The organism is Pseudonocardia acidicola (genome assembly GCF_012911935.1).
Lineage (GTDB): Bacteria > Actinomycetota > Actinomycetes > Mycobacteriales > Pseudonocardiaceae > Pseudonocardia > Pseudonocardia acidicola.
This window is the reverse complement of the sequence record NZ_JAAXLA010000035.1, coordinates 1-23,036: the sequence shown is the minus strand read 5'-3', so window position 1 is coordinate 23,036 and position 23,036 is coordinate 1. Positions and strand designations below refer to the sequence as shown.

Annotated in this window: 21 protein-coding genes; 17 read left to right on the top strand and 4 right to left on the bottom strand. The window is 73.6% G+C overall.

Annotated elements, in window-relative coordinates:
• Positions 1-127: 127 nt before the first annotated feature.
• The 5 genes from HF526_RS18860 (at position 128) to HF526_RS18840 (ending at position 4,324) form a co-directional block, all read left to right on the top strand.
• Positions 128-325 carry a ubiquitin-like protein Pup gene (locus HF526_RS18860; RefSeq protein WP_169382842.1) on the top strand — a complete coding sequence of 66 codons (198 nt, stop codon included), beginning with the start codon at positions 128-130 and terminating at the stop codon, positions 323-325.
• A gap of 149 nt (positions 326-474) precedes the next feature.
• A complete protein-coding gene (prcB, locus tag HF526_RS18855) occupies positions 475-1,365 on the top strand; it encodes a proteasome subunit beta (RefSeq protein ID WP_169382841.1) in 891 nt (296 codons plus the stop codon).
• A gap of 103 nt (positions 1,366-1,468) precedes the next feature.
• The gene (gene prcA, locus HF526_RS18850; RefSeq protein WP_169382840.1) at positions 1,469-2,323 is read left to right on the top strand and encodes a proteasome subunit alpha; all 855 of its coding nucleotides are present in this window, start codon (positions 1,469-1,471) and stop codon (positions 2,321-2,323) included.
• Between the two features lie 6 nt (positions 2,324-2,329).
• A complete protein-coding gene (locus tag HF526_RS18845) occupies positions 2,330-3,865 on the top strand; it encodes an ABC1 kinase family protein (protein ID WP_169382839.1) in 1,536 nt (511 codons plus the stop codon).
• Positions 3,866-3,943: 78 nt separating this feature from the next.
• On the top strand, positions 3,944-4,324 hold the full coding sequence (locus tag HF526_RS18840) for a VOC family protein (RefSeq protein WP_169382838.1): 381 nt from the start codon (positions 3,944-3,946) through the stop codon (positions 4,322-4,324).
• A 51-nt stretch (positions 4,325-4,375) separates the two neighbouring features.
• Here the strand turns inward: HF526_RS18840 and HF526_RS18835 are convergent, their stop codons facing one another.
• Positions 4,376-4,738, bottom strand: coding sequence for a VOC family protein (locus HF526_RS18835; protein WP_169382837.1), 363 nt, complete (start codon positions 4,736-4,738; stop codon positions 4,376-4,378).
• A gap of 109 nt (positions 4,739-4,847) precedes the next feature.
• On the opposite strand from HF526_RS18835, the gene HF526_RS18830 reads away from it, so the two are divergent.
• Positions 4,848-5,477: an alpha/beta hydrolase gene (locus HF526_RS18830; RefSeq protein WP_169382836.1), complete on the top strand. Its 630-nt coding sequence runs from the start codon at positions 4,848-4,850 to the stop codon at positions 5,475-5,477.
• Here HF526_RS18830 and fdhD read toward each other — a convergent pair.
• Entirely contained in the window at positions 5,464-6,291 is an 828-nt protein-coding gene (fdhD, locus tag HF526_RS18825) for a formate dehydrogenase accessory sulfurtransferase FdhD (protein WP_169382835.1), read from the bottom strand. The two genes, HF526_RS18830 and fdhD, sit on opposite strands and share 14 nt — an antisense overlap.
• Before the next feature lie 203 nt (positions 6,292-6,494).
• Between fdhD and HF526_RS18820 the strand changes: the two genes are divergently transcribed.
• The 6 genes from HF526_RS18820 (at position 6,495) to HF526_RS18795 (ending at position 17,227) form a co-directional block, all read left to right on the top strand.
• The gene (locus HF526_RS18820) at positions 6,495-7,343 is read left to right on the top strand and encodes an NTP transferase domain-containing protein (RefSeq protein WP_211177458.1); all 849 of its coding nucleotides are present in this window, start codon (positions 6,495-6,497) and stop codon (positions 7,341-7,343) included.
• Positions 7,344-7,419: 76 nt separating this feature from the next.
• Positions 7,420-9,228 carry an aldehyde ferredoxin oxidoreductase family protein gene (locus HF526_RS18815; RefSeq protein WP_169382834.1) on the top strand — a complete coding sequence of 603 codons (1,809 nt, stop codon included), beginning with the start codon at positions 7,420-7,422 and terminating at the stop codon, positions 9,226-9,228.
• A 73-nt stretch (positions 9,229-9,301) separates the two neighbouring features.
• Positions 9,302-12,226: a formate dehydrogenase subunit alpha gene (gene fdhF / locus HF526_RS18810; RefSeq protein WP_169382833.1), complete on the top strand. Its 2,925-nt coding sequence runs from the start codon at positions 9,302-9,304 to the stop codon at positions 12,224-12,226.
• Entirely contained in the window at positions 12,223-13,986 is a 1,764-nt protein-coding gene (locus HF526_RS18805; protein ID WP_211177457.1) for an NAD(P)H-dependent oxidoreductase subunit E, read from the top strand. The genes fdhF and HF526_RS18805 overlap by 4 nt, the downstream gene beginning before the upstream one ends.
• Positions 13,983-15,215 carry a molybdenum cofactor synthesis domain-containing protein gene (locus tag HF526_RS36970; RefSeq protein WP_211177456.1) on the top strand — a complete coding sequence of 411 codons (1,233 nt, stop codon included), beginning with the start codon at positions 13,983-13,985 and terminating at the stop codon, positions 15,213-15,215. The genes HF526_RS18805 and HF526_RS36970 overlap by 4 nt, the downstream gene beginning before the upstream one ends.
• A 74-nt stretch (positions 15,216-15,289) precedes the next feature.
• Positions 15,290-17,227 (top strand): molybdopterin biosynthesis protein, encoded by a 1,938-nt coding sequence (locus tag HF526_RS18795; protein WP_169382832.1) that lies wholly within the window; start codon positions 15,290-15,292, stop codon positions 17,225-17,227.
• A gap of 7 nt (positions 17,228-17,234) precedes the next feature.
• Here the strand turns inward: HF526_RS18795 and HF526_RS18790 are convergent, their stop codons facing one another.
• Positions 17,235-18,680: a bifunctional phosphatase PAP2/diacylglycerol kinase family protein gene (locus tag HF526_RS18790; RefSeq protein WP_169382879.1), complete on the bottom strand. Its 1,446-nt coding sequence runs from the start codon at positions 18,678-18,680 to the stop codon at positions 17,235-17,237.
• Positions 18,681-18,824: 144 nt separating this feature from the next.
• On the opposite strand from HF526_RS18790, the gene pafA reads away from it, so the two are divergent.
• On the top strand, positions 18,825-20,186 hold the full coding sequence (gene pafA, locus HF526_RS18785; protein ID WP_169382831.1) for a Pup--protein ligase: 1,362 nt from the start codon (positions 18,825-18,827) through the stop codon (positions 20,184-20,186).
• A gap of 33 nt (positions 20,187-20,219) precedes the next feature.
• Here the strand turns inward: pafA and HF526_RS18780 are convergent, their stop codons facing one another.
• Positions 20,220-20,465, bottom strand: coding sequence for a hypothetical protein (locus HF526_RS18780; protein ID WP_169382830.1), 246 nt, complete (start codon positions 20,463-20,465; stop codon positions 20,220-20,222).
• A gap of 142 nt (positions 20,466-20,607) precedes the next feature.
• Here HF526_RS18780 and HF526_RS18775 point away from each other — a divergent pair, with 142 nt between their 5' ends.
• The 4 genes from HF526_RS18775 to tatA all read left to right on the top strand — a co-directional run.
• On the top strand, positions 20,608-21,639 hold the full coding sequence (locus HF526_RS18775; protein ID WP_338051576.1) for a helix-turn-helix transcriptional regulator: 1,032 nt from the start codon (positions 20,608-20,610) through the stop codon (positions 21,637-21,639).
• The gene (locus tag HF526_RS18770; protein WP_169382828.1) at positions 21,636-22,598 is read left to right on the top strand and encodes a WYL domain-containing protein; all 963 of its coding nucleotides are present in this window, start codon (positions 21,636-21,638) and stop codon (positions 22,596-22,598) included. The genes HF526_RS18775 and HF526_RS18770 overlap by 4 nt, the downstream gene beginning before the upstream one ends.
• A gap of 4 nt (positions 22,599-22,602) precedes the next feature.
• Positions 22,603-22,803 carry a hypothetical protein gene (locus HF526_RS18765; protein WP_169382827.1) on the top strand — a complete coding sequence of 67 codons (201 nt, stop codon included), beginning with the start codon at positions 22,603-22,605 and terminating at the stop codon, positions 22,801-22,803.
• Between the two features lie 57 nt (positions 22,804-22,860).
• A partial coding sequence (tatA, locus tag HF526_RS18760; protein ID WP_169382826.1) for a Sec-independent protein translocase subunit TatA occupies positions 22,861-23,036 on the top strand: 176 nt, incomplete at its 3' end.

The following is a 23,036-nucleotide window of genomic DNA, read 5'->3' as shown; positions in this document are numbered from 1 at the left end:
GCCGAGTGACACACCCGGGACGGCGGGCGTGTCACGTTTCGGCTAGGTAGGGTTTCAGGTACCGGACCCCGGTCCGGCGTACCCGATCAGCACGTCGGCCGGGACCCAGGCGCGAGGAGGAGACGTCATGTCGCAGGAACAGACCAAGCGTCAGGGCGGTGGCGGCGGAGACGACGAGGACGGCAGCGGCGCGGAAGCGTCCGGCCAGGAGCGTCGTGAGAAGCTCGGCGAGGACGTCGACACGATCCTCGACGAGATCGACGACGTCCTCGAGGAGAACGCCGAGGACTTCGTCCGCGCCTACGTCCAGAAGGGCGGCGAGTAGCCACCCTCCGCGGACCCGGCCGGTGGGCGCACCGGCCGGGTCGCAGGAACCCTGCAGCACGCCCGCAGGACCCCGCAGTACCGTCACACCCGCTCGCGCTGTCACACCCGGCAGCGATGGCTCGCTCGAGGAGAGGCACCCACCTGACCATGGACCCCCGGCCGCCGGTCAACAACGGGATCTTCGCCGGCCACCTGGGCGCCTACTTCGCGCCCGGCTCGCCGTCGTTCACCGACTTCGTTGCCGCCACCGCACCGCACCTGCTGCCCGGCCGGGTCCCGGAGGGGCTCGTCCCGCGGGCCGGACACGCGGGCGGCGCGGTGTCGGCCGGTGGCCTCGACGTCCCGCACGGCACCACGATCGTCGCGCTCACCTTCGCCGACGGCGTCGTCCTCGCCGGTGACCGCCGGGCCACGTCGGGCAACGTCATCGCCCAGCGCGACATCGAGAAGGTGTTCATCACCGACTCCTACTCCTCGGTCGGCATCGCCGGCTCGGCGGGCATCGCCCTGGAGATGGTGCGGCTGTTCACCGTCGACCTCGAGCACTACGAGAAGATCGAAGGCGTGCCGCTGTCGTTCGACGGCAAGGCCAACAAGCTGGCCGGCATGCTGCGCCAGAACCTCGGCGCCGCGCTGCAGGGCTTCGTGGTCGTCCCGCTGTTCGTGGGCTACGACACCGAGGCCCCGGACCCGGAGAAGGCCGGCCGCATCGTCACCTACGACCCCACCGGCGGCCGCTACGACGAGTGGCTGGGCTACCACTCCGTCGGCTCGGGCTCGGTGTTCGCGAAGTCGTCGCTGAAGAAGCTGCACGACCCGAAGGCCGACAAGGCCAAGGCCGTGCGCACCGCCCTCGAGGCCCTGTACGACGCCGCCGACGACGACACCGCCACCGGCGGCCCGGACCTCATCCGCAAGATCTTCCCGGTGGTCGTCAGCATCACCGGCGTCGACGGCGCGGTCCGCCACACCGACGACGAGATCGCCGAGATCACCGAGCAGCTGCTCGCCGACCGCGCGGCGCGGCCAGGCGGCTGAGGTGCCGGCGCGGGGGTCTCGGGGCGCCCGTCCGCGTATCGTTCCCGCAGCGCCCCGGACCTGAACCGATCGACGCCTCGATGACGACCCAGGAGTCCTGCCCGTGACGATGCCGTTCTATTCCTCGGTCGACCAGCTCCTGCGCGACCGCTCGGAGCTGGCCCGCAAGGGGATCGCCCGCGGGCGCAGCGTCGTTGTGCTCACCTACGCAGGTGGGGTGCTGTTCGTCGCGGAGAACCACTCGACCGCCCTGCACAAGGTGTCCGAGATCTACGACCGGATCGGCTTCGCCGCGGTCGGCCGCTACAACGAGTTCGAGAACCTGCGCACCGGCGGCATCCGGCTCGCCGACGTGCGCGGCTACTCCTACGACCGCCGCGACGTGACCGGCCGCTGGCTGGCCAATGCCTACGCCCAGGCCCTGGGCAACTCCTTCGTCGAGCAGCAGAAGCCGTTCGAGGTGGAGCTGTGTGTCGCCGAGGTCGGTGAGACGTCCGACGGCGACCAGCTCTACCGGATCACCTACGACGGTTCGATCACCGACGAGCCGCGCTACGTGGTGATGGGCGGGCAGACCGAGCCGATCAGCGCGAAGCTGCACGACACCTACCAGCCGGGCCTCGAGCTCGCCGAGGCGATCGCCGTCGCCGTGCAGGGGCTGCAGGCGGTGTCCGCGCCCGGCTCGGGCGGCAACGGCGGGCAGACCTCCCGGGTCCTCGGCGTGAACGCGCTGGAGGTCGCGGTGCTCGACCGCTCCCGGCCGCGGCGGGCGTTCCGCCGGATCACCGGAAACGTGCTGCGGAGCCTGCTGCCCGTGGAGAACCGCGGTGCCGCGGAGGGCGAGCCCGAGGGCGGCGGCGACGAGGCACCGGCCGCGAGCGGGGCCGTGCCCGACGGTGGCGTGGGCGATGGCCGTGGATCCGAGGGAGCCGGCGGCATCACGGCGAACGGCGCGTAGCCGCCGATGGCCGCACCGGCCCGAGCACAGGCGGTCGCCCGGGTGCTCGGTGGCCTCGCAGCGCGCGAGGCCCGAGCGCTGGCGAACCGTCGCAACGGGCCCGCGGAGGCCGACCCGGGTCGCGAGCGGGCCCGCGCGATCCGGCACGCGCTCGAGGAACTGGGCCCGTTCTACGTGAAGTTCGGGCAGATGCTCGCCACCCGGCCCGACATGGTGCCCGACACGATGATCGCCGAATTCGAGCATCTGCAGGACCAGGTCTCGCCGCTGTCGTTCAGCGACCTGGAGCCGGTGCTGGAGGCCGAGCTGGGGGCGGGCTGGCGCAGCCGCTTCCGCAGCATCGACGTCGAGAAGCCGCTGGGTGCGGCGTCGGTGGCGCAGGTCTACCGGGTCGAGCTCGACGACGGCCGCCCCGGCGTGGTGAAGGTCCAGCGACCGGGGATCGCGGCGCTGATGCGCGACGACATGTGGTTGATGCGCCGCATCGCCCGGCTGGTCGGGAAGCGCACCCCGGACTTCACCGAGGTCATCGACATCGAAGCCATGCTCGACATGATCTTCGACATCATGGAGCCCGAACTCGACTTCACCCGCGAGGCCGAGAACATGGACGCGGCCCGGCAGGTCGCCGCGACGTTCGACCTGGTCGAGATACCCGATGTCGTCGCCGCGACGCCGCGGGTGCTCGTGCAGAGCATGGCGGCCGGCCGCCCGGTACGTGACGTGCAACCCCGCCCGGAGGACGCCGAGCGGCTGCTGGCCGCGGGCCACGACGTGTTCGGCTTCATGTGCCAGTCGTACTTCAGCGAGCGCGTGTTCCACGCCGACCCGCACCCGGGCAACATCTTCCTCTCCGACGACGGCTCCGGTGACTACACCGCGACGATCATCGACTGGGGCATGGTCGGGCGGATGGACCGGCGGATGAGCATGTCGCTGTTGCTGCTGCTCATCTCCATCCTGCGCAACGACGGTTCCGGTGCGGCCCGGGCGTGGATCGAGCTCGGCCGGGTCACCCCGCGCGGCGATGTCGCCGGGTTCGTCGGCGACATGAGCAGGCTGGTGCCCAAGCTGGCCGGCCGCTCGCTGGGCGACATCGACTTCGGCACCGTGCTCACCTCGGCGCTGGGGTTCGCGACCAAGCGCGGCATCTCGACCAACCCGATGGTCTCGGTGCTGGGCAAGTCCTACGCCAACCTGGAGGGCTCGGTCCGGCTGTTCGCGCCGCAGATCTCGCTGACCGACGTGATGGGCCAGAACCTGCGCCGCATCATGCAGCAGATGCTCTCCGAGGAGGTCAACGAGGAGCAGCTGGCCGCGGTGGCGCTGGAGACCCTGCTCGGCGGGGGGATCGTGCGGAACTGGCGCAGCGTCGCCGACGACGCCGTGAGCCGCGGGCTGACCGTGCAGACCGCGCAGATCGAGCACCGTCGCTCGCGCCGGGAGGACCGGGCCGACGCCCGGGCGGCCAAGCTGCGGCGCAGCCTGGTCGGGCTCGGCCTGGCCGCCCTCTGGCTGGACCATCGACGGCGTATCCGCTGAGGGGTTGACCTGTACCCGGCGTGAGGTTGCACTCTGGTCCGCGCGGGTCCTGGCCGACCCGCCGATCTAGGGGGAGCGATGACCGTCGAGTTCAACCACACCATCGTCTTCACGCACGACCAGGGCGCCGGCGCCCGGTTCCTGGCCGATGTGCTGGGCCTGCCGGAACCGACCCGGTTCGGGCCCTTCGACGTGGTCACCGTGGCGCACGGGGCGAGCCTGGACTTCATGACCACCAGCGACCGGATCACACCGCAGCACTACGCGTTCCTGATCAGCGAGGACGAGTTCGACGCGGTGGACCAGCGCCTGGCCGAGCGCAACGTCGCCACCTACGCCGACCCGCAGCGAACCACCAAGGGGATCAACACCCGCGACGGCGGCCGCGGAATGTACTTCGACTCGCCGGAGGGGCACATCCTCGAGGTGATCACCCGCCCGTACGGCAGCGGCGGCTGACGGCCGGCCACGGGCCCGTTCTGCTGAGGGGTCGGGACGGACCGGGCAGGCTCAGCCGTAACTGCGCAGCTCCACGCCGTTGCCGTCGGGGTCACGCAGGTAGATGCCCCGGCCCTGGCCGCGGGCACCGAACAGGTCCTTCGGGCCGGACACGCCGTGCTCGGCGGCGAGCGCATCGAGGTCCACGCCGTCGACGACGAGCGCGAGGTGCTCCATGTTGGCACCGGTCCGCTCGCCGGACAGCACGTCGATGATCGTCGAATCGGAGACCCGCAGCGACGCGAACGGCACCTCACCGCGGCGCCAGGCCTCCAGCCGCTGGGGCTGCAGCCCCAGCGTCTCCCGGTACCAGCCGATCAGCCGCTCGGGATCGGCCGTGACGAGCACGATGTGGTCCAGCGCAACGACCCGCATACCCGGTGCCTACCAGCGCCGCCCGCCGAGCGAAAGTGGCTCTCGCTGCGTCTGATGCGGCGAATGCCACTCTCACTCCGCCGGGGTGGCGCGGCCGTAGGGTGGGCGGGTGATCGATTCGTTGCGGGTGCGGAGCGCCGACGGGGTCGCGCTGGAGGGCGAGCTCGCGGTGCCCGACGGCGCGGTTCACGCCGGGATGGTGCTGTGCCACCCGCACCCGCAGTACGGCGGCAGCATGCGCACGATCGTCATCGAGGCGCTGTTCGCGGCGCTACCGGCCCGCGGGGTGGCCTGTCTGCGGTTCAACTTCCGCGGCGTGGAGGGCAGCGCCGGGACCTTCGACGGCGGGACGGGCGAGCGGCTCGACACCGAGGCGGCGGTGGCGGCGCTCGACGGGCGGCTCGCCCCGGCCGTTCCGCTGGTCCTCGCCGGCTGGTCGTTCGGCGCGGACATGGCACTGTCGGTGCGCCCGGCCCGGGTCGCCGGCTGGTATGCCATCGCGCCGCCGCTGCGGTTCGCCCACGACCTCGGCGGGACCGCCGCGGATCCGCGGCCCAAGCTGCTCGCGCTGGCCGAACGCGACGAGGTCCGCCCGCCCGCCGAGGTCGCCGCGATCGCCCGGGGCTGGGCGGACACCGAGATCGAGATCATCCCGGGTGCGTCGCACTTCTTCGCCGGCCGCACCGACCGGCTCGTCGAGCTGGCCTCGGCGTTCGTCGACCGGGTCAGTCCCGGCTGATCCGCTGCGGGTGCGTGTAGACGTTCATCGAGTCCCCGCGCAGGAACCCGACCAGCGTCACGCCCGCCTCGTCGGCCAGCTCCACCGCCAGCGACGACGGCGCCGACACCGCGGTCAGCATCGGCACCCCGGCCATCACGGCCTTCTGCACCAGCTCGAACGACGCCCGTCCGGACACCATCAGCACGGTTCCCGCCGCGGGCACCTGCCCGGCCAGCAGCGCCCAGCCGAGCACCTTGTCCACGGCGTTGTGCCGGCCCACGTCCTCGCGCGCGACCAGCAGCCGCCCGTCGCCGGTGAACAGGCCGGCGGCGTGCAGGCCGCCGGTGGAGTCGAAGACCCGCTGGGCCTCGCGCAGGCGGTCGGGCAGCGACACGAGCGTCGGGTAGGACACCGACACCTCGTCGGAGGCGGGGGAGAAGCGGGTCTTGAGGCGGACCGCGTCGAGCGACGCCTTCCCGCAGACCCCGCACGACGAGGTCGTGTAGAAGTTGCGCTCCACCGAGGTGTCCGGCGGTTCGACGCCGGGGGCCAGCGCGATGTCGAGCACGTTGTAGGTGTTGCGCCCGTTCTCGTCGAGCGAGTCGCAGTAGCGCGCGACGGCGATGTCCGCGGCCGAGCCCAGGACCCCCTCGGTGAGCAGGAAGCCGTGCGCGAGCTCCACGTCGTGGCCCGGCGTGCGCATGGTGACCGAGAGCGGCTTGCCGTCGACCCGGATCTCGAGCGGCTCCTCGGCGGCCAGGCTGTCGGGCCGGCGCTTGGACCCCTCCGGCCCCAGCCGCAGCACCGGCCGGCGCATGGTCAAGCGACCCATCGTCTCGTTCCTCCGCTCACCCCGTGATCGCCCTCCAGGGTAGGAGCGCCGGCGCAGCCCCGCCGACGCCACCGCGCAAGATCACGCCCTCCCCCGGCAGACTTCTCGTGCCATGAGGGTGGCTCTGCCGGCGTCCAGTGCCAGCTGAGCCACCCTGATGGCGACGCGGCGGGAGCAGCGCGGGCCGGGCCTAGGATGGGCGGGTGAGCGTCAGTGCGGGCATCGTGCTCGCGGGCGGCCGCTCCTCGCGGATGGGCACGCCCAAGGCCGCCCTGGAGTGGCACGGCTCGACGTTGCTGCACCGCACCGCGGCGATGCTGGGCCGGACGGTGAGCGGGCCCGTCGTGGTGGTCCGCGCACCCGGCCAGGAGCTGCCCACGCTGCCGGCCGGGGTGGAGGTCGTCGAGGACCCGGTCGAGGGGCTGGGCCCGATGCAGGGCATCGCGACCGGGCTGGCCGCGGTCGCGGACCGCGCCCCGGTCGCGTTCGTCTGCTCCACCGACATGCCGTTCCTGCACCCCGCGTTCGTCCGCCGGGTCCTGGGCGGGCTCGCCGGCGCCGACGTCGACGTCGTGCTGCCGGTCGCCCGCGGGTTCCCGCAGCCGCTGGCCGCGGGCTACCGGACCGCGCTGGCGGAACTGGCAGCCGAGCTCGTCGCCCACGGGCAGCTGCGTCCCGCGATGCTGTTCGCACAGTGCCGCGTGACTCGCCCGGACGACGCCGAACTGCTCGCCGACGACGGCCTGGCCCGGCTCGACCCGGAGCTGGACTCGGTGGTCAACGTCAACGCGCCGGAGGACTACGACACCGCCCGGCGGCGCCCTGCGCCGGAGATCACCGTGCAGTGCTACGGCGCGCTGGCGGGCGGAGGCCACCACGGTCCGCGGGTCGTCCGGGCCGGGACGCTCGGCGGCGCCGCCGCTGCCGCCGGGCTGGTCCTGGACCGGCACGTGGTGGCCGCGCTCAACGGCGACCAGATCAGCCGCGACGCGGACCTGCCGCTGGTCGCCGGCGACGTGGTGGCCTTCCTGTCCGCGGACGCGGGCGGTTAGCGGCCCAGCAGGCGCCGCTCGCCGACCCACAGATTTCCGGAACGACGCGGTGCCGGGACCGGCCTACAGTCGCGGTATGACGGCGGGCGGGTACTTCGGGCGTGCGCTGGTCGTCGACGTGACCGGGCGGGCGGCGACCGCGACCCCGCTGGAGCTCGACGAGCGGGTGCTGCGCGGCTACCTCGGCGGTGTCGGCCTCGGCACCTGGCTGCTGCACCGGCTCGCCCGCGCCGGCGTGGACCCGCTCGCGCCGGCGGCCCCGCTGGCGTTCGTGTTCTCCCCGCTGGTCGGGACGCCGCTGACCACCAGCGCGAAGTTCGCCGTGGTGGCCAAGTCCCCGCTGACCGGGCTGCTCACCGACGCGCTCGCGTCCAGCCAGTTCGCCATCTCCGGCAAGCTCACCGGACACGACGCGATCGTGATCCGGGGCCGGGCGGCCGAGTTGTCGGTGCTGCTCGTCGACGCCGCCGGGGTGCGTGTCGAACCGGCCCCGGAGCTGGCCGGGCTGCCGGCCGCCGAGGCCGAGACCGCGGTCCGCGAGCGGTTCGGCCGCGGCTGGCGCACCGCCGCGATCGGCCCCGCAGGTGAGCGGCAGGTCCGCTACGCGACGATCAGCCACGACGGCCGGCACGCCGGCCGCGGCGGGCTCGGCGCCGTGCTGGGCGCGAAGAACGTCAAGGCCGTCCTGGTGCGGGCCGGGACGAAGGTCGCCGTCGCCGACCAGGGCGCCGTCCTGGCCGCCGCCCGCGACCTGCGGGAACGCAGCTTCGGCCCGGCCACCGCCAAGTACCGGGAGCTCGGCACGCTGGCCAACCTGCTCGCGTTCAACGCGGTCAGCACGCTGCCCACCCGCAACTTCACCGCGGCCACCTTCGACGACGCGCCGAAGCTGGCCGCCGAGGAACTGCACGAGCTGCGCGGGGTGGCCCGTAACAGCTGCGCGTCCTGCTCCATCGGCTGCGAGCACATCTACTCCCGCAGGGGTGGTGGCAGCCAGCGGATGGAGTACGAGAACGTGTTCGCGCTCGGCCCGCTGTGTGGGGTCTCCGACCCCGATGACGTGTTCGCCGCGAGCGCCCGCTGCGACGAGCTGGGCATCGACACCATCTCCGCCGGCGGCACCATCGCGTGGGCGATGGAGTGCGTCGAGCGCGGCCTGCTCGACGCGCCGTGGCTGCGCTTCGGCGACGGCGCCGCGCTGCTGCGGGCGCTGGACGCGATCGGATCCCGCGAACCCGGCCTCGGTGAGCTGCTCGCGCAGGGGTCGCGGCGCGCCGCCGAGGTCGTCGGCCACGACTCGATCGACTTCGCGCCGCAGGTCAAAGGGCTGGAACTGCCCGGATACGAGCCGCGCAGCCTGCAGTCGATGGCGCTCGGGCTGGCCGTGAACGCCCGCGGGGCCGACCACAACCGGTCCGGGGCCTACGAGGCCGACCTGTCCGGTGAGCTGGACCGCCTCGACGGCGGGGCGGCGCACGTCGCCGCCGCGATCGGCACCGAGGACCGGGCCGCGGTGATGGACTCGATGATCCTGTGCAAGTTCCTGCGCGGCGTCTTCGAGCCGTCCGGTGTCTTCGCCGAGTGGGCGGCGCTGCTCACCTCGGTCACCGGGTGGGACGTCGACGCCGACGAACTGCGGGCCACCGCGCGGCGGATCGTGGCGGCCAAGCGGGGGTTCAACCTGCGGGAGGGCGCGACCGCGGCCGACGACCGGCTGCCGGCCCGGATGCTGACGACCCCGCTGGAGCTGGGTTCGGGCCGGGTCGCGGCGCTCACCGCCGAACGGCTCCAATCCATGATCGACGGCTATTACGCCGCACGCGGGTTGGACGCCGCGGGCCGCGTCCAACCGGCCGATCTGGCCGATCTGCTGCTCGACCTCTGAGATCCACGGCGCCGGCGGCGCCCGGGTCAACTAGGGTCGTCTACGTCACACTGCTCGAGCAACGGGGGTCGAGATGACGGCTGTGCAGGAGCCGGTCACGTCGGTCCGCACCATCACGGCCGAGATCGACGGCCGCACGGTGGCGGTGCCCGCGGGCACCACGATCTACGACGCCGCGAAGCAGGTCGGGGTGGACATCCCGGTGCTCTGCCACGACGAGCGCTACGACCCGGTCGGGGTCTGCCGGATGTGCGTGGTCGACACCGGGGGGCGGGTGTTCGCCGCGGCCTGCGTGCGCCCGTGCGAGGACGGCATGGTCGTCAGGACCTCCACGCCGGAACTGGAGCGCAACCGGGCCACGCTGACCGAGCTGCTGCTGACCGACCAGCCGCCGCGCGCCGAGGACCCCAAGCAGACCACCACCGGTGACAACCTGCTGCTCGCCCTCGCCGACCGGTTCGACGTCGCCCGCGAGACCACCGAGCTGCCCTGCGGCTCCGGGCGGGGCCACGACTCGTCGAACCCGGTGATCGACGTCGACCACGACGCCTGCATCCTGTGCGACCGCTGCGTGCGGGCCTGCGACGACATCCAGGGCAACGACGTCATCGGCCGCTCCGGCAAGGGTTACTCCACCCGGATCGCGTTCGACCTCGACGACCCCATGGGCGCGAGCTCGTGCGTGACCTGTGGCGAGTGCGTGCAGGCGTGCCCCACCGGGGCGCTGACCAACAAGCCGATCAACAACGTCCCGATCCGGCCCCGCTCCGAGCTCGACGCCGTGGACAGCGTCTGCCCGTACTGCGGCGTCGGCTGCGCGCTCACCTACTACGTGGACCGCTCGCGCGACGCGATCGTGTTCGCCGAGGGCCGCGACCAGCCCGGGTCGAAGAGCCGGCTGTGCGTCAAGGGCCGCTACGGCTGGGACTACGCCGCCTCACCGCAGCGGCTCACCGTGCCGCTGATCCGCCGCGAGTCGTCCTACCCGAAGGGTCCGCTCTCGGCCGACGTGCGCGGCGACGCGGCCGCCGGGAACGACCGTGGCCGGGTCGACGGCGGCGAGCGCTCCGGCGGCGGCCGGAAGGGCAAGGGCCGCAAGCCCGGCGGGCTCGTCGACTACGACGAGGTGCTGCCGCACTTCCGGGAGGCCACCTGGGAGGAGGCGCTCGACCTCGTCGCCACCCGGTTGAAGGAGATCCACGCGACGGGCGGGCCGGGCGCGATCGCCGGCTTCGGCTCGGCGAAGTGCTCCAACGAGGAGGCCTACCTGTTCCAGAAGCTGATCCGGGCCGGCTTCGGGACCAACAACGTCGACCACTGCACCCGGCTGTGCCACGCCTCGTCGGTGGCGGCGCTGTTCGAGGGCATCGGTTCGGGTGCGGTGTCCACCACCTACGGCGACGTGATGAACGCCGACGTCGCGATCATCACCGGCAGCAACGCCACGTCCAACCACCCGGTGGCGTCCTCGTTCTTCAAGCAGGCCCGCAGGCGGGGCACCACGATCGTCTACGTGGACCCGCGGGCCGGGACGGTGGCCGACCACGCCGACATCCACTGCCAGATCAAACCCGGCACCGACGTCGCGTTCTACAACGCGATCATGCACGAGATCATCCGGCTGGGGCTGATCGACCGCGAGTTCGTCGCCACCCGCACGTCGAACTACGAGGCGCTCGCGCGCACCGTCGCGGACTACCCGCCGGAGCGCTCCGCGACGATCTGCGGCATCGACGCCGACACCATCCGGCAGGTGGCCCGGATCTGGGGCGAGGCCAAGGCCGGGGTCATCTACTGGGGCATGGGGATCTCCCAGCACACCACCGGCACCGACAACGCCCGCTGCCTGATCGCGCTGTGCTCGATCACCGGCAACGTGGGCCGGCCGGGCACCGGGCTGCACCCGCTGCGCGGGCAGAACAACGTGCAGGGCGCCTCCGACGCCGGACTGATCCCGATGTTCTACCCCGACTATCAGGGCGTCGACAGGGATGCGGCGCGGCAGGTCTTCGAGGACGCCTGGGGCACCCGGCTCGACCCGAACCGCGGGCTGACCGTCACCGAGATCATCAAGTCGGCGCTGGAGCCCGGCGGCGTGCGCGGCATGTACATGCTGGGCGAGAACCCGTTCCTGTCCGACCCGAACATCAACAAGGTGCGCCGGGCGCTCGCCGCACTCGACTTCCTGGTCGTGCAGGACATCTTCCTCACCGAGACCGCCGAGTTCGCCGACGTGATCCTGCCGGCGTCGTCGTACCTGGAGAAGGACGGCAGCTACACCAACACCGACCGCCGGGTGCAGCTCGGGCGCAAGGTGATGGACCCGCCCGGGCAGGCGCGGGTCGACTGGGAGGTCGTGCAGGACATCGCCCGGCGGATCGGCCTGGACTGGGACTACTCCGGGCCGAGCGCGGTCTTCGACGAGATGGTCGCGCTGATGCCGTCGTATGCGAACCTGTCCTACGACAATCTCGGGCTGACCGGGAAGCTCTACCCCAACGCCGACCCGGCGCACTCCGACGGGCTCGTCGTGATGTTCGACGAGCGGTTCAACACCGACGACGGGCTCGCCCACCTGGTGCCCGCCGAGTGGCTGCCGGCCAAGGAGCTGCCCGACGCGGAGTACCCGCTGGTGCTCAACACCGGCCGGTTGCTCGAGCACTGGCACACCGGCTCGATGACCCGGCGTTCCTACGCGCTGGACACGATCTCGCCGGTGGCCGAGGTGTACATGCACCCGAAGGACGCCGCCGAGCGCGGGCTCGCGCACGGCGAGCGGGTCCGGGTGCGGTCCAGGCGCGGCACCATCGAGCTGCTGCTGCGGGTGTCGCACCGCGAGCAGCTGGGCAACTGCTTCATCCCGTTCCACTTCCGGGAGGCGGCGGCCAACCTGCTGACCATCGACGAGGTCGACCCCTTCGGGAAGATCCCCGAGTTCAAGTTCTGCGCGGTGCAGGTCGAGGCCCTCGGCGCGGCGGTAGAGGGAGGGCGAGTGTGACGGAGCTGTCGGACCGGGCCGCCGAGGTGCGGTCCCGGCGCGTCCCCGGGGTCGAGGCGCGGGCCGGGAAGTTCCCCGGGCCGTCGCTGATCCCGGCGCTCAACGCGATCCAGGCCCGGCTGGGGTGGCTGCCCCGCGAGGAGCTGGAGGAGCTGGCCCGCGACACCCGGCGCCCCCGCTACGAGATCGAGGGCCTGATCTCGTTCTATCCGCACTTCCGCACGACGCCGCCGGCGACGGTCGCGCTGAACGTCTGCCATGACCTGTCCTGCTGGCTGCGCTCCGGCGAGGACCGGATCGCCGAACTGCGCGAGCGGTACGGCGACGACGTCGACGTCGAACTGGTCGAGGTGTCGTGCCTGGGCCGGTGCGACGTCGCGCCCGCGGCGGCCGTCAACGAGTACCCGGCGCCGATGGCGGAGGTGGACGCACTCGTCGCGGCGGCCCGGGACACCGGGGTCGGCGAGGCCGAGCCGACGCGATCAGGGCGGACCGAGCCGTGGCCGAACGACCCCTACCCGGCGGGATCGGGGGTGGGCGAGCGCTACGCGACCCTGCGGGCGCTGCTCGGCGGCTCGCTGCACGCCGACGACGTGGTGGCGGTGCTGAAGGACTCCGGGCTGCGCGGCATGGGCGGCGCCGGGTTCCCCACCGGGCAGAAATGGGACCTGGTCCGGGCGACCGAGCCGGGCAGCGTCACGTACGCGATCTGCAACGCCGACGAGTCCGAGCCGGGCACGTTCAAGGACCGGCAGATCCTGGCCGACCAGCCGCACCTGGTGCTGGAGGGGCTGCTGCTCGGGATGGCCGTGGTCGGGGCCGAGCAGGGCTGGGTGTTCATCCGGCACGAGTACGGCCCCGAGGAGCGGGTGCTCCGCGCGGAGATCGCCGCGCTGCGCGAGGCCGGCGTGATCGGCCCGGACGCCTGCGGCAGCGGCCGCCGCCTGGAACTGGACGTCTTCGTCTCCCCGGGTGGCTACATCCTGGGTGAGGAGACCGCGCTGCTGGAATGCATGGAGGGCCACCGCGGCGAGCCGCGCAACAAGCCGCCGTTCCCCGGCACCTACGGGCTGCACGGCCGCCCGACCCTGATGAACTCCGTCGAGACCTTCGCCGACGTCCCGGTCATCCTGCAGCGCGGCGCGCAGTGGTGGGCGGACCAGGGCGCGGGCGAGTCCGTCGGCTGGAAGTTCTTCGCCGTCTCCGGGCACGTCGAGCACCCCGGGGTGTACTGCGTGCCGATGGGCACGACGGTCCGGGCGCTGATCGAGGCCGCGGGCGGGGTCCGCGACGGCGCCGCGCCCGCCGCGGTGCAGCCGGGCGGGGCGTCGTCGAACTTCATCGGCCCCGACCGGTTCGACCTGCCGCTGGACTTCGGCCCGCTCGCCGAGGCCGGCACGATGCTCGGCTCCGGTGCCCTGGTGGTGATCGCCGAAGGGACCGACCTGCTCGCCGCGTCGACGAACGTGCTGCGCTTCTTCCGCAACGAGTCGTGCGGCAAGTGCGTGCCCTGCCGGGTCGGGTCGACCAAGGCGCACGAGCTGCTGCGCGGCGTGCTGGAGTCGGGGACGTCGTCGCCGGACGAGGCCCAGCGCGGCCGGATCCTGCGGCTCGAGGAGGCCATGCGCAAGACCTCGATCTGCGGGCTCGGTCAGGTGGCGCTGGGCCCGGTGGTCAGCGTGCTCGGCCTCGAGAAGGGCGGCGCGGCGGCGCGCGAGCAGCCCAGACCGGACGGCGCGGCGGGGCAGCCCTCCCGGTGAGCGAGCGTGTGCGCGGGCGGGAGTTCTTCACCGCCCGCACCGTCTCCGAGACCCTCGCCGGGTTCCGGCCCGCCCGGCGCACCGCTGTGGAGTCCGTGCCGCTCGCGGCCGCCCTGCACCGGGTGCCCGCCGCCGAGGTGCGCGCGCCGGACCCGCTGCCCGGGTTCGTCCGGTCCACCGTCGACGGCTTCGCCGTCCGCGCCGCCGACACCTACGGCGCCTCCGAAGGGCTGCCCTCCTACCTCGACCTGGCCGGGGCGGTGCGAATGGGCGCCGCGCCGACGGTCGCGGTCCCGCCCGGCGGCTGTGTCGCGATGCCGACCGGTGGCGTGCTGCCCGACGGCGCGGACGCGGTGGTGATGGTCGAGTACACCGCCGAGACGATGCCCGGCACGATCGAGGTGACCCGGCCCGTCGCTCCGGGCGGTGGCCTGGTGCGGGCCGACGAGGACGTCGCCGCGGGCGCCGCGCTGGTCCCCGCCGGGCGCCCGCTGCGGGCCCCCGACCTGGGGCTGCTCGCCGCCGCCGGGGTGACCGCCGTGGCGGTGCACGCCCGCCCCCGGGTCACGATCGTCTCGACCGGGGACGAGGTGGTGCCGCCGTGCACCGCGGAGCTGGCGCCCGGCCAGGTGCGCGACGCCACCGCCTCGGCGCTGGCGGGGCTGGTCGCCGACGCCGGTGGGGAACCGGTGGTCGCCGGGATCGTGCCGGACGACCCGGGCGCCCTGGAGGCGACGTTGCGCGAGGTCCTCCCCACCGCCGACCTGGTGGTCGTCTCGGCGGGGTCCTCGGTCGGCGCTCGCGACGAGACCGCGGGTGCGGTGGCCGCGCTCGGCGACATCTGGTGCCACGGCCTCGCGATCAAGCCCGGTAAACCGACCCTGCTCGCCGAGTGCGCCGGGATCCCCGTCGTCGGGCTGCCCGGCAATCCGCTGTCCGCGCTGGTCGTGTTCCGGCTGGTCGGGGTGCCGCTGGTGTGGCGGCTGGCGGGCTGCGAGGTCCCGCCGCCGGAGCCGACCACCCGGGCTCGGCTGTCCCGTGACGTGCCCTCGGCCGGCGGCCGGCTCGACGTGGTGCAGGTGAGCGTCCGCGACGGGGTCGCGGCGCCGCTGTTCGGCCCGTCGGCGCTGCTGTCGGTGCTGACCCGGGCCGACGGCCACCTGATCGTCCCGGAACCGGCGACCGGCCTGGACGCCGGCTGCGAGGTCGAGGTGACGCTGTACCGCTGACCCCGGCCGCCGGCACACCGCCGCGGCCCCGCACGGTGTGCCGGCGCGACCGGTCGGGCGGATACGGTCGCGGTGTGAGCGCCGCGAGTCCCTTCGTCTCCGATGTCCCCGCCGCGGCGGCCCTCGATGCCTGGCGGCAGGCGCGGGCCGCAACGGGCTGCCCCGCCCGGGTGGAGGCGATGCGGGTCCCCGCCGCGGCCGCCGTCGGCCGGGTGACCGCCGAACCGGTGTGGGCACGGCGGTCCTCGCCCGCGTTCGACTCCGCGGGGATGGACGGCATCGCGGTCCGGGCGGCCGACACCGTCGGTGCGGCCGAGACCACCCCGGTGCTGCTCGCCGCGGGCGAGTTCGAGGTGGTCGACACCGGGGACCCGCTGCCGGCCGGCTACGACGCCGTCGTCATGCGCGAGCAGGTGCACCGGACCGCCGACGGGGCCGCCGAGCTGCGCGCCGCCGTGCCGCCTTACCAGCACGTCCGCTCGATCGGCGAGGACATCAGCGCCACCGAGCTGCTGCTGCCGGAGGGCCACCGGCTCCGGCCGGTCGACGTGGCCGCCTGCGCCGCGGCCGGGGCCACCGAGCTCACCGTGCGGCGCCCGCCGCGGGTGGTCATCGTGCCGACCGGCGACGAGATCCGTCCGATCGGCACCGAGCCCGCCGCCGGGGAGATCCTGGACACGAACTCGCTGATGCTCGCCGCCCAGGCCCGCGAGGCCGGCTGCGACCCGCGCGTCACCGACATCGTCGCCGACGACCCGGACGCCATCACCGCGGCCCTGCGCGCCGCCGCCGTCGACGCCGACCTGGTCATCCTCATCGCCGGGTCCAGCGCCGGCCGCGACGACTACACCGCCCGCGTCGTCGCCGGCGCCGGGACGCTCGCGGTGCACGGGGTCGCGGTGCGGCCCGGGCACCCGGTCGTGCTCGGCACCGTCGCCGGCCCGGCCGGGACCCCCGCGACCCCGGTGCTCGGCGCGCCGGGCTACCCGGTCTCGGCCGCGCTCACCTTCGACATCTTCGCCGCGCCGCTGCTCGCCGACCTCGAAGGCGCCGCGCCGCGGGAGCGGCCCTCGACCACCGCGCGACTGGCCCGCAAGCTGCCCTCCGCGATCGGGATGGACGACTGGGTGCGGGTCCGGCTGGGGCGGGTGCAGGGCGAGGTGGTCGCCACACCGCTGCCCCGTGGCGCCGGGGTGCTCACCTCGCTGGTGCGCGCCGACGGCCTGCTCGTGGTGCCCGCCGGGGTGGAGGGCCACCACGCCGGTGAGCAGGTCCGGGTGCAACTGCTGCGCGGGCTCGCCGAGATCGGGCACACGATCGTCGCGATCGGCTCGCACGACCTCGTGCTGGACCTGGCCGCCTCCGCGCTGCACGCGCAGGACCCGCTGGTCACGCTGGCCTCGTCCAACGTCGGGTCGCTCGGGGGCCTGGTGGCCCTGCGCGACGGCCTGTGCCACGTCGCCGGCTCGCACCTGCTGGACCCGGCGACGGGGGAGTACACGCTGCCCTACATCGACAGGCTGCTCGGCGCGGATGCCGACGTCGCCGTGGTCCGGCTGGTGCACCGCGACCAGGGGCTCATCGTCGCCCCGGGCAACCCGCTCGGGCTCTGCGGCGTCGACGACCTGACCAGGCCCGGCCTGCGGTACGTCAACCGGCAGCGTGGGGCCGGTACCCGCGCCCTGCTCGACCACGAGCTGGCCCGCCGCGGGACCGACCCCGCGACGGTGTCCGGCTACTCGCGCGAGGAACACACCCACCTCGCGGTGGCCGCCGCGGTGGCCGCCGGCCGGGCCGACACCGGGATGGGCATCCTGGCCGCCGCCCGGGCCTTCGGGCTGGACTTCGTCCCCGTCGCCCAGGAGCCCTACGACCTGGTGCTGCGCGCCTCCGCCCTGGACGACGAGCTGCTCGCGCCGCTGTGGGCACTGCTCGACCGCCCGGACTTCCGGGCCGAGGTGGAGGCCCTCGGCGGTTACTCCTGCGCCGAGACCGGCCGCCGGGTGCGCTGACGCACGATCAACCCACGTACGGGCGGTCGCGGCCGGTCCAGTTGTCCTCGTCGCGCCGGTAGACCGGGATCGGGTCCTTCGCGACCCGGAAGGTGTACCGCCCGGCCTCCTCGACGACCTCACCGTCGGTGGCCAGCATCCCCGGAACCCGGAGCTCGACGTCGAGCTCGCGGACCTCGCGCTGGGTGTAGACCCGGCTGTGCCCGAGCGCGCCGAGCGCCAGCGCGAGGAACGCGCGGGCCCGGGAGAAGTGCAGGTCGGCGCGCAGCCAGCGGACGTCGAGCAGGCCCGAGTCGAGGGTGGGCCGGTAGGCCGGGACCATCCCGCGCGGGTGGTAGGGCCCGTTGCCGACGAACAGGAACCACACCAGGCGCCACTCGCCGTCGATCTTGACCTCGACCCGTTCGGACTTGCGCAGCACCGACACCAGCGCGGCGGCGAAGGCCGGCCACTTGCCGTAACGCGGCTGCCACCGCTCCCGCAGCTGCACCAGCTCCGGGTAGGAGCCGATGCTCGCGGTGTTGAGGAAGTACCGGGTGCGGGTGACCTCGGCGGACTTCGGGTCCGCGCCCATCCCCGGGTGCGCCTCCACCAGACCGAGATCGACCGCCACCGCCTCCCCGGCGTTGGTGGCGTCGACGGCCTCCTGCAGGTCGTAGACGCCCACGTCGCGGGCGAAGTGGTTCAGCGTCCCGGCCGGGACGAGGACGAGCGGCAGCCCGTGCCGGTTGGCCACCGCGGCGACGGCCGCGACCGTGCCGTCACCGCCGGCCACACCCACCGCACGGACCCAGCCGCCCCGCCGGGCCAGCGCGGCCTCGAGCTGGTCGCCCAGGTCGAGGCCCTCCTCGGCGCGCAGCACCAGCGCGGCGGGCAGCGCCTCGGCGACCTCGTCGGCCGGATCGACGTTCGGGTCGCCGGAGTTGGCGTTGGCCACGATCACCAGGCCCTCGCCGTCGGGTAGCTCCGGCACCGCGTCCATCGGTCGTGCGCGTGCTTCATCGGTGCTCCGGACGGGCCACCACCGGCGGGTGGCCAGCGCGATGCCCGCACCCACCGCCGCCCCGGCGACCACGTCGGAGGTCCAATGCACGCCCACGCGGGTCCGCGAGTAGGCGACCGCGCCGGCGACCGGTGCGACGGCGAGACCCAGCTTCGGGCTCTCCAGCGCCACCGCGGTGGCGAACGCGGCCGCGGAGGCCGCGTGCCCGGACGGGAACGACGAGGACGTCGGCGGGTCGGCCAGCGTCTGGTAGGCCGGCAACTCCGCGGCCGCGGGGCGGCGCCGCGGCAGCAGCGGCTTCAGCACCGCGTTGGCGGTGGCGCTCGCCCCGGCGATGGCCAGCACCCCCCGCACGGCGGCCTTGCGGCTGGCCCCCTTGCGGGTCGCCAGCAGCGCGGCGATGCCGAACCAGAGCACGCTGTGGTCGGCTGCCGTCGACAGCCCCTTCATCGCCGTGTCCAGCGGACTGGGGGGCCGACGGGCGATTCGGCGCGCGATGCCCCGATCGGCCTCGTTCACCTCGTCGACAACCTGGCGGAACCACTCGATCACAGGCGTGACAGTACGGGCGGTGTTCCGCTTACGCTGGAGGGCATGCAGCGTCGGATCTACGGTGTCGAGACCGAGTTCGGGGTCACCTGCACCTTCCACGGCCAGCGTCGGCTGTCCCCGGACGAAGTGGCGCGATACCTGTTCCGCCGTGTGGTCTCGTGGGGCCGGTCATCGAACGTCTTCCTCCGCAACGGGGCACGACTCTATCTGGATGTCGGTTCCCATCCGGAGTACGCGACCGCCGAGTGCGACTCGCTGACCCAGCTCGTCGCCCATGACAAGGCGGGCGAGCGGATCCTCGAGGACCTGCTCGTCGACGCGGAGCGACGCCTCATCGACGAGGGCATCGGCGGCGACATCTATCTGTTCAAGAACAACACCGACTCGGCGGGCAACTCCTACGGCTGCCACGAGAACTACCTCGTGGCCCGCGCCGGCGAATTCGCCCGGATCGCGGACGTGCTGTTGCCCTTCCTGGTCACCCGTCAACTCATCTGCGGCGCCGGTAAGGTGCTGCAGACCCCGCGCGGGGCGGTCTACTGCCTCTCCCAGCGCGCCGAGCACATCTGGGAGGGCGTCTCCAGCGCCACCACCCGGTCCCGGCCGATCATCAACACCCGCGACGAACCGCACGCCGACGCCGAGCGCTACCGCCGGCTGCACGTCATCGTGGGCGACTCGAACATGTCCGAGGTGACCACCCTGCTCAAGGTGGGCTCGGCGACGCTGGTCCTCGAGATGATCGAGGCGGGCGTCCAGTTCCGGGACTTCACCCTGGACAACCCGATCCGGGCGATCCGGGAGATCAGCCACGACCTCACCGGCCGGCGCACCGTGCGCCTCGCCGGCGGGCGTGAGGCCAGCGCGCTGGACATCCAGCGGGAGTACTACGCCCGCGCCGTCGAGCACGTGCAGGCCCGGGGCAGCGCGGACAAGACCACCGAGCGGGTGCTCGAACTGTGGGGCCGTGCCCTCGACGCCGTGGAGACCCAGAACCTCTCGCTGATCGACCGCGAGATCGACTGGGCGATCAAGCACCGGCTGGTCGAACGCTATCGGGAGCGCAACGGCCTGGACCTCGCGAGCGCCCGCATCGCCCAGCTCGACCTCGCCTACCACGACATCCGGCGTGGCCGGGGCCTGTTCGACATGCTGCAGCGCAAAGGCATGGTCGACCGGGTCACCGACGACGGCGAGATCGAGGCGGCCAAGGACACCCCGCCGCAGACCACCCGGGCCAAGCTGCGCGGCGACTTCATCGCCGCCGCGCAGGCCGCCGGGCGGGACTTCACCGTCGACTGGGTGCACCTGAAGCTGAACGACCAGGCGCAGCGCACGGTGCTGTGCAAGGACCCGTTCCGCGCCGTCGACGAGCGGGTGGACCGCCTCATCGCCTCGCTGTGATGCCGTGGGCTGAGGGTCGTGCGCGGTTGCGCCCTACTCGACGCCCGGCAGCATCTGTCTGCGCAGGTCGGCCAGCGTCTCCTGGACCCCGGGCGCGGCCGGGCCGGCGGTGTCCGGGCCGGGGGCGATGCCGAGTGCTCGCAGGAGGTCGGAGGCCGCCTCCGCCGGATGCCCCGCCTCGCCCAGCACCGGGTGCAGACCCTGCTCGGCCAGGTGATGGAACACCAGGTTGACGACGCTCCACGGGTTGAAGGTCTCGGACGTACCCAGGTCAGTCATGAAATTCCTCCGTGTCCGGCGTCACGTCGAGCGTCGTAGTCCGGTCCGGGCCCGTCAAGGTGATCAGGCGTCACATCGTGAGACGGCCGCGGTTTTCCGAGTTGCCCGATACGCGCGACGCAGCGGTCGTACGATGCCCGGCGTGTCCTCCGCCCGCGCCGAGCGACTGGTGAACCTGGTCCTCTGCCTGCTCTCCACCCGGCAGTTCCTGTCGGCGGAGCGGATCCGCGCGACCGTGCCCGGCTACGCCGATGCGCCCAGCGACGAGGCCTTCTTCCGCATGTTCGAGCGGGACAAGAACGAGCTGCGGGAGCTGGGCATCCCGCTGGAGACAGGCCGGCGCTCGTCGTTCGACACCGCTGACGGCTACCGGATCGCCCGCCAGGACTACGAGCTCGGCGAGATCGACCTGGAGGCCGACGAGGCCGCCGCCGTCGCGCTGGCCGCGCGGTTGTGGGACACCCCGGGGCTGGCCGGGGCGGCACACGGGGCGCTGCTCAAGCTGCGCGCGGCCGGGGTGGAGGTCGACGAGACCCGCGTCGGCCCGGTGCAGCCGCGGGTCCGGGCCACCGAGCCGGCGTTCGAACCGCTGCTCGCGGCCGTGCAGGCCGGCCGCGCGGTGACCTTCGACCACCGCCGCGGCGGCCCGACCGGCGAGGTCGTGCGCCGCACCGTCGAGCCGTGGGGCGTGGTGTCCTGGCGCGGCCGCTGGTACCTGGTCGGCCACGACCGCGACCGCGACGACGTCCGCTCGTTCCGGCTGTCGCGGATCAGCGGGCCGGTCACCCCGGTCGGGCCGGCCGGGGCGGTGACCGTGCCGCCCGACGTCGACCTGACGGGCTACCTCGAACAGGGCTTCGCCCCGCCGCCGGTGATCGGCACCGCCCGGGTGTGGGTGCCCACCGGCCAGGCCTACGGGTTGCGCCGGATCAGCCGCGTGGTCGGGCCCCGGACCCACCGCGGCCGCCCGGGCGACGAGCTGGAGATGGACCTGCGCAGCGTCGGGATGGTGGCGCGGTGGCTGAGCGGGCACGGCCCCGACGTCGTCGTGCTGCACCCGCCGGAGCTGGCCGAGATGGTGCGGCGCAACTGGGCGGCCGCCGCCGCAGCCCATTCCGAGGCCCGTCCCGAGGCCGATCCCGGGGCCCGTGCCGACGACGGGGTGCGCACGTGAGCCCCGGCGTCGCCGACCGGTTGCCGCGGCTGCTGTCGCTGGTGCCCTACCTGCTGGCCCGCCCCGGCGTGCTCGTGGCGGAGGCCGCCGCCGACTTCGGCATCACCGAGAAGCAGCTGCGCCGCGACCTGGAGCTGCTGTGGATGTGCGGGCTGCCCGGGTACGGCCCCGGCGACCTGGTCGACCTGTCGTTCGCCGGCGACACCGTCACCGTCACCGAGGACGCCGGGATGCGCCGCCCGCTGCGGCTCACCACCGCCGAGGCGACCGCGCTGCTGGTCGCGCTGCGCACGCTCGGCGAGGTGCCCGGCATGGTCGACACCGCGTCGGTGCACCGGGCCACCGCCAAGATCGAGCGGGCGGTCGGTGACGCCGGGCTGGCCGGGGTGGCGGTCGACCTGACCCGCGAGGAGGAGGCCACCACGGCCGCCGTGCGGGCGGCGCTGGAGAACGGCCGGGCGCTGCGCATCCGCTACTACACCGCGGGCCGCGACGCCGTCTCCCGGCGCACCGTCGACCCGATGCGGCTGCTGCTCGTCGAAGGCCGCGGCTACCTGGAGGCGTGGTGCCGCCGCGCGGAAGGCGTGCGGCTGTTCCGGCTCGACCGGGTCGAGGCCGTCGAGCAGCTCGACGAGCCCGCCGCCCCACCGCCCGAGGCCGAGCCCACCGACGTCTCGGCCGGGCTGTTCCGGCCGACCGCCGAGCATCGCACCGCCGTGCTGGCGCTGGAGCCGCAGGCGCGGTGGATCGCCGAGTACTACCCCGTCGACGAGGTCGTGGAGCTCGCCGACGGCAGGGCCCGGGTCGCCCTGCGCTACGCCGATCCGGGCTGGCTGGTCCGGCTCGTGCTCGGGCTCGGCGGGGGCGCGCGGGTCCTGGAACCACCGGAACTGGCCGCCGCGGTCGCGCAACGCGCCCGCGAGGCCCTGGCGGCCTCGGCCGCCGACGAGGAAGGGTGAGACGTTGGGGGGATACCTGCCGGCCGTGATCACGGCCGCGGTCGGGCTGGTCGGACTGGTGGTGCTGCTGCTGGGCCTGCGCGGCCCGGTCCGCAGGCTCACCAGGGCCCGGGCACAGCTGGACGCCGACCTGGAATCGGGCATGGCGCCGCTCACGGCCGAACTGAACACCGTGCGGGGGAGAAGTGTGGAACCTCCCCGCTGACCGGACCGGCCCACCTGCGTAGTATCGCCACATCTGACCGCGTTGGAAGGACAGCTCATGCCGAACCTCGGCGGCTGGGAACTCGTCATCCTGATCGGTGTGCTGGTGCTGCTGTTCGGGGCGAAGAAGCTTCCCGACATGGCCCGCTCCATCGGGCAGTCCGCGCGCGTCTTCAAGGGCGAGATGAAGGGCCTGCGCGACGACGACGAGGCCACCCGGAAGGACGCCCCGGC

Coding starts and splice junctions, on each gene's coding strand:
- HF526_RS18860 (WP_169382842.1), top strand. CDS start 128: ATGTCGCAGGAACAGACCAAGCGTCAGGGCGGTGGCGGCGGAGACGAC.
- prcB (WP_169382841.1), top strand. CDS start 475: ATGGACCCCCGGCCGCCGGTCAACAACGGGATCTTCGCCGGCCACCTG.
- HF526_RS18845 (WP_169382839.1), top strand. CDS start 2,330: ATGGCCGCACCGGCCCGAGCACAGGCGGTCGCCCGGGTGCTCGGTGGC.
- HF526_RS18840 (WP_169382838.1), top strand. CDS start 3,944: ATGACCGTCGAGTTCAACCACACCATCGTCTTCACGCACGACCAGGGC.
- HF526_RS18835 (WP_169382837.1), bottom strand. CDS start 4,738: ATGCGGGTCGTTGCGCTGGACCACATCGTGCTCGTCACGGCCGATCCC.
- fdhD (WP_169382835.1), bottom strand. CDS start 6,291: ATGGGTCGCTTGACCATGCGCCGGCCGGTGCTGCGGCTGGGGCCGGAG.
- HF526_RS18815 (WP_169382834.1), top strand. CDS start 7,420: ATGACGGCGGGCGGGTACTTCGGGCGTGCGCTGGTCGTCGACGTGACC.
- fdhF (WP_169382833.1), top strand. CDS start 9,302: ATGACGGCTGTGCAGGAGCCGGTCACGTCGGTCCGCACCATCACGGCC.
- HF526_RS18790 (WP_169382879.1), bottom strand. CDS start 18,680: ATGAAGGGGCTGTCGACGGCAGCCGACCACAGCGTGCTCTGGTTCGGC.
- pafA (WP_169382831.1), top strand. CDS start 18,825: ATGCAGCGTCGGATCTACGGTGTCGAGACCGAGTTCGGGGTCACCTGC.
- HF526_RS18780 (WP_169382830.1), bottom strand. CDS start 20,465: ATGACTGACCTGGGTACGTCCGAGACCTTCAACCCGTGGAGCGTCGTC.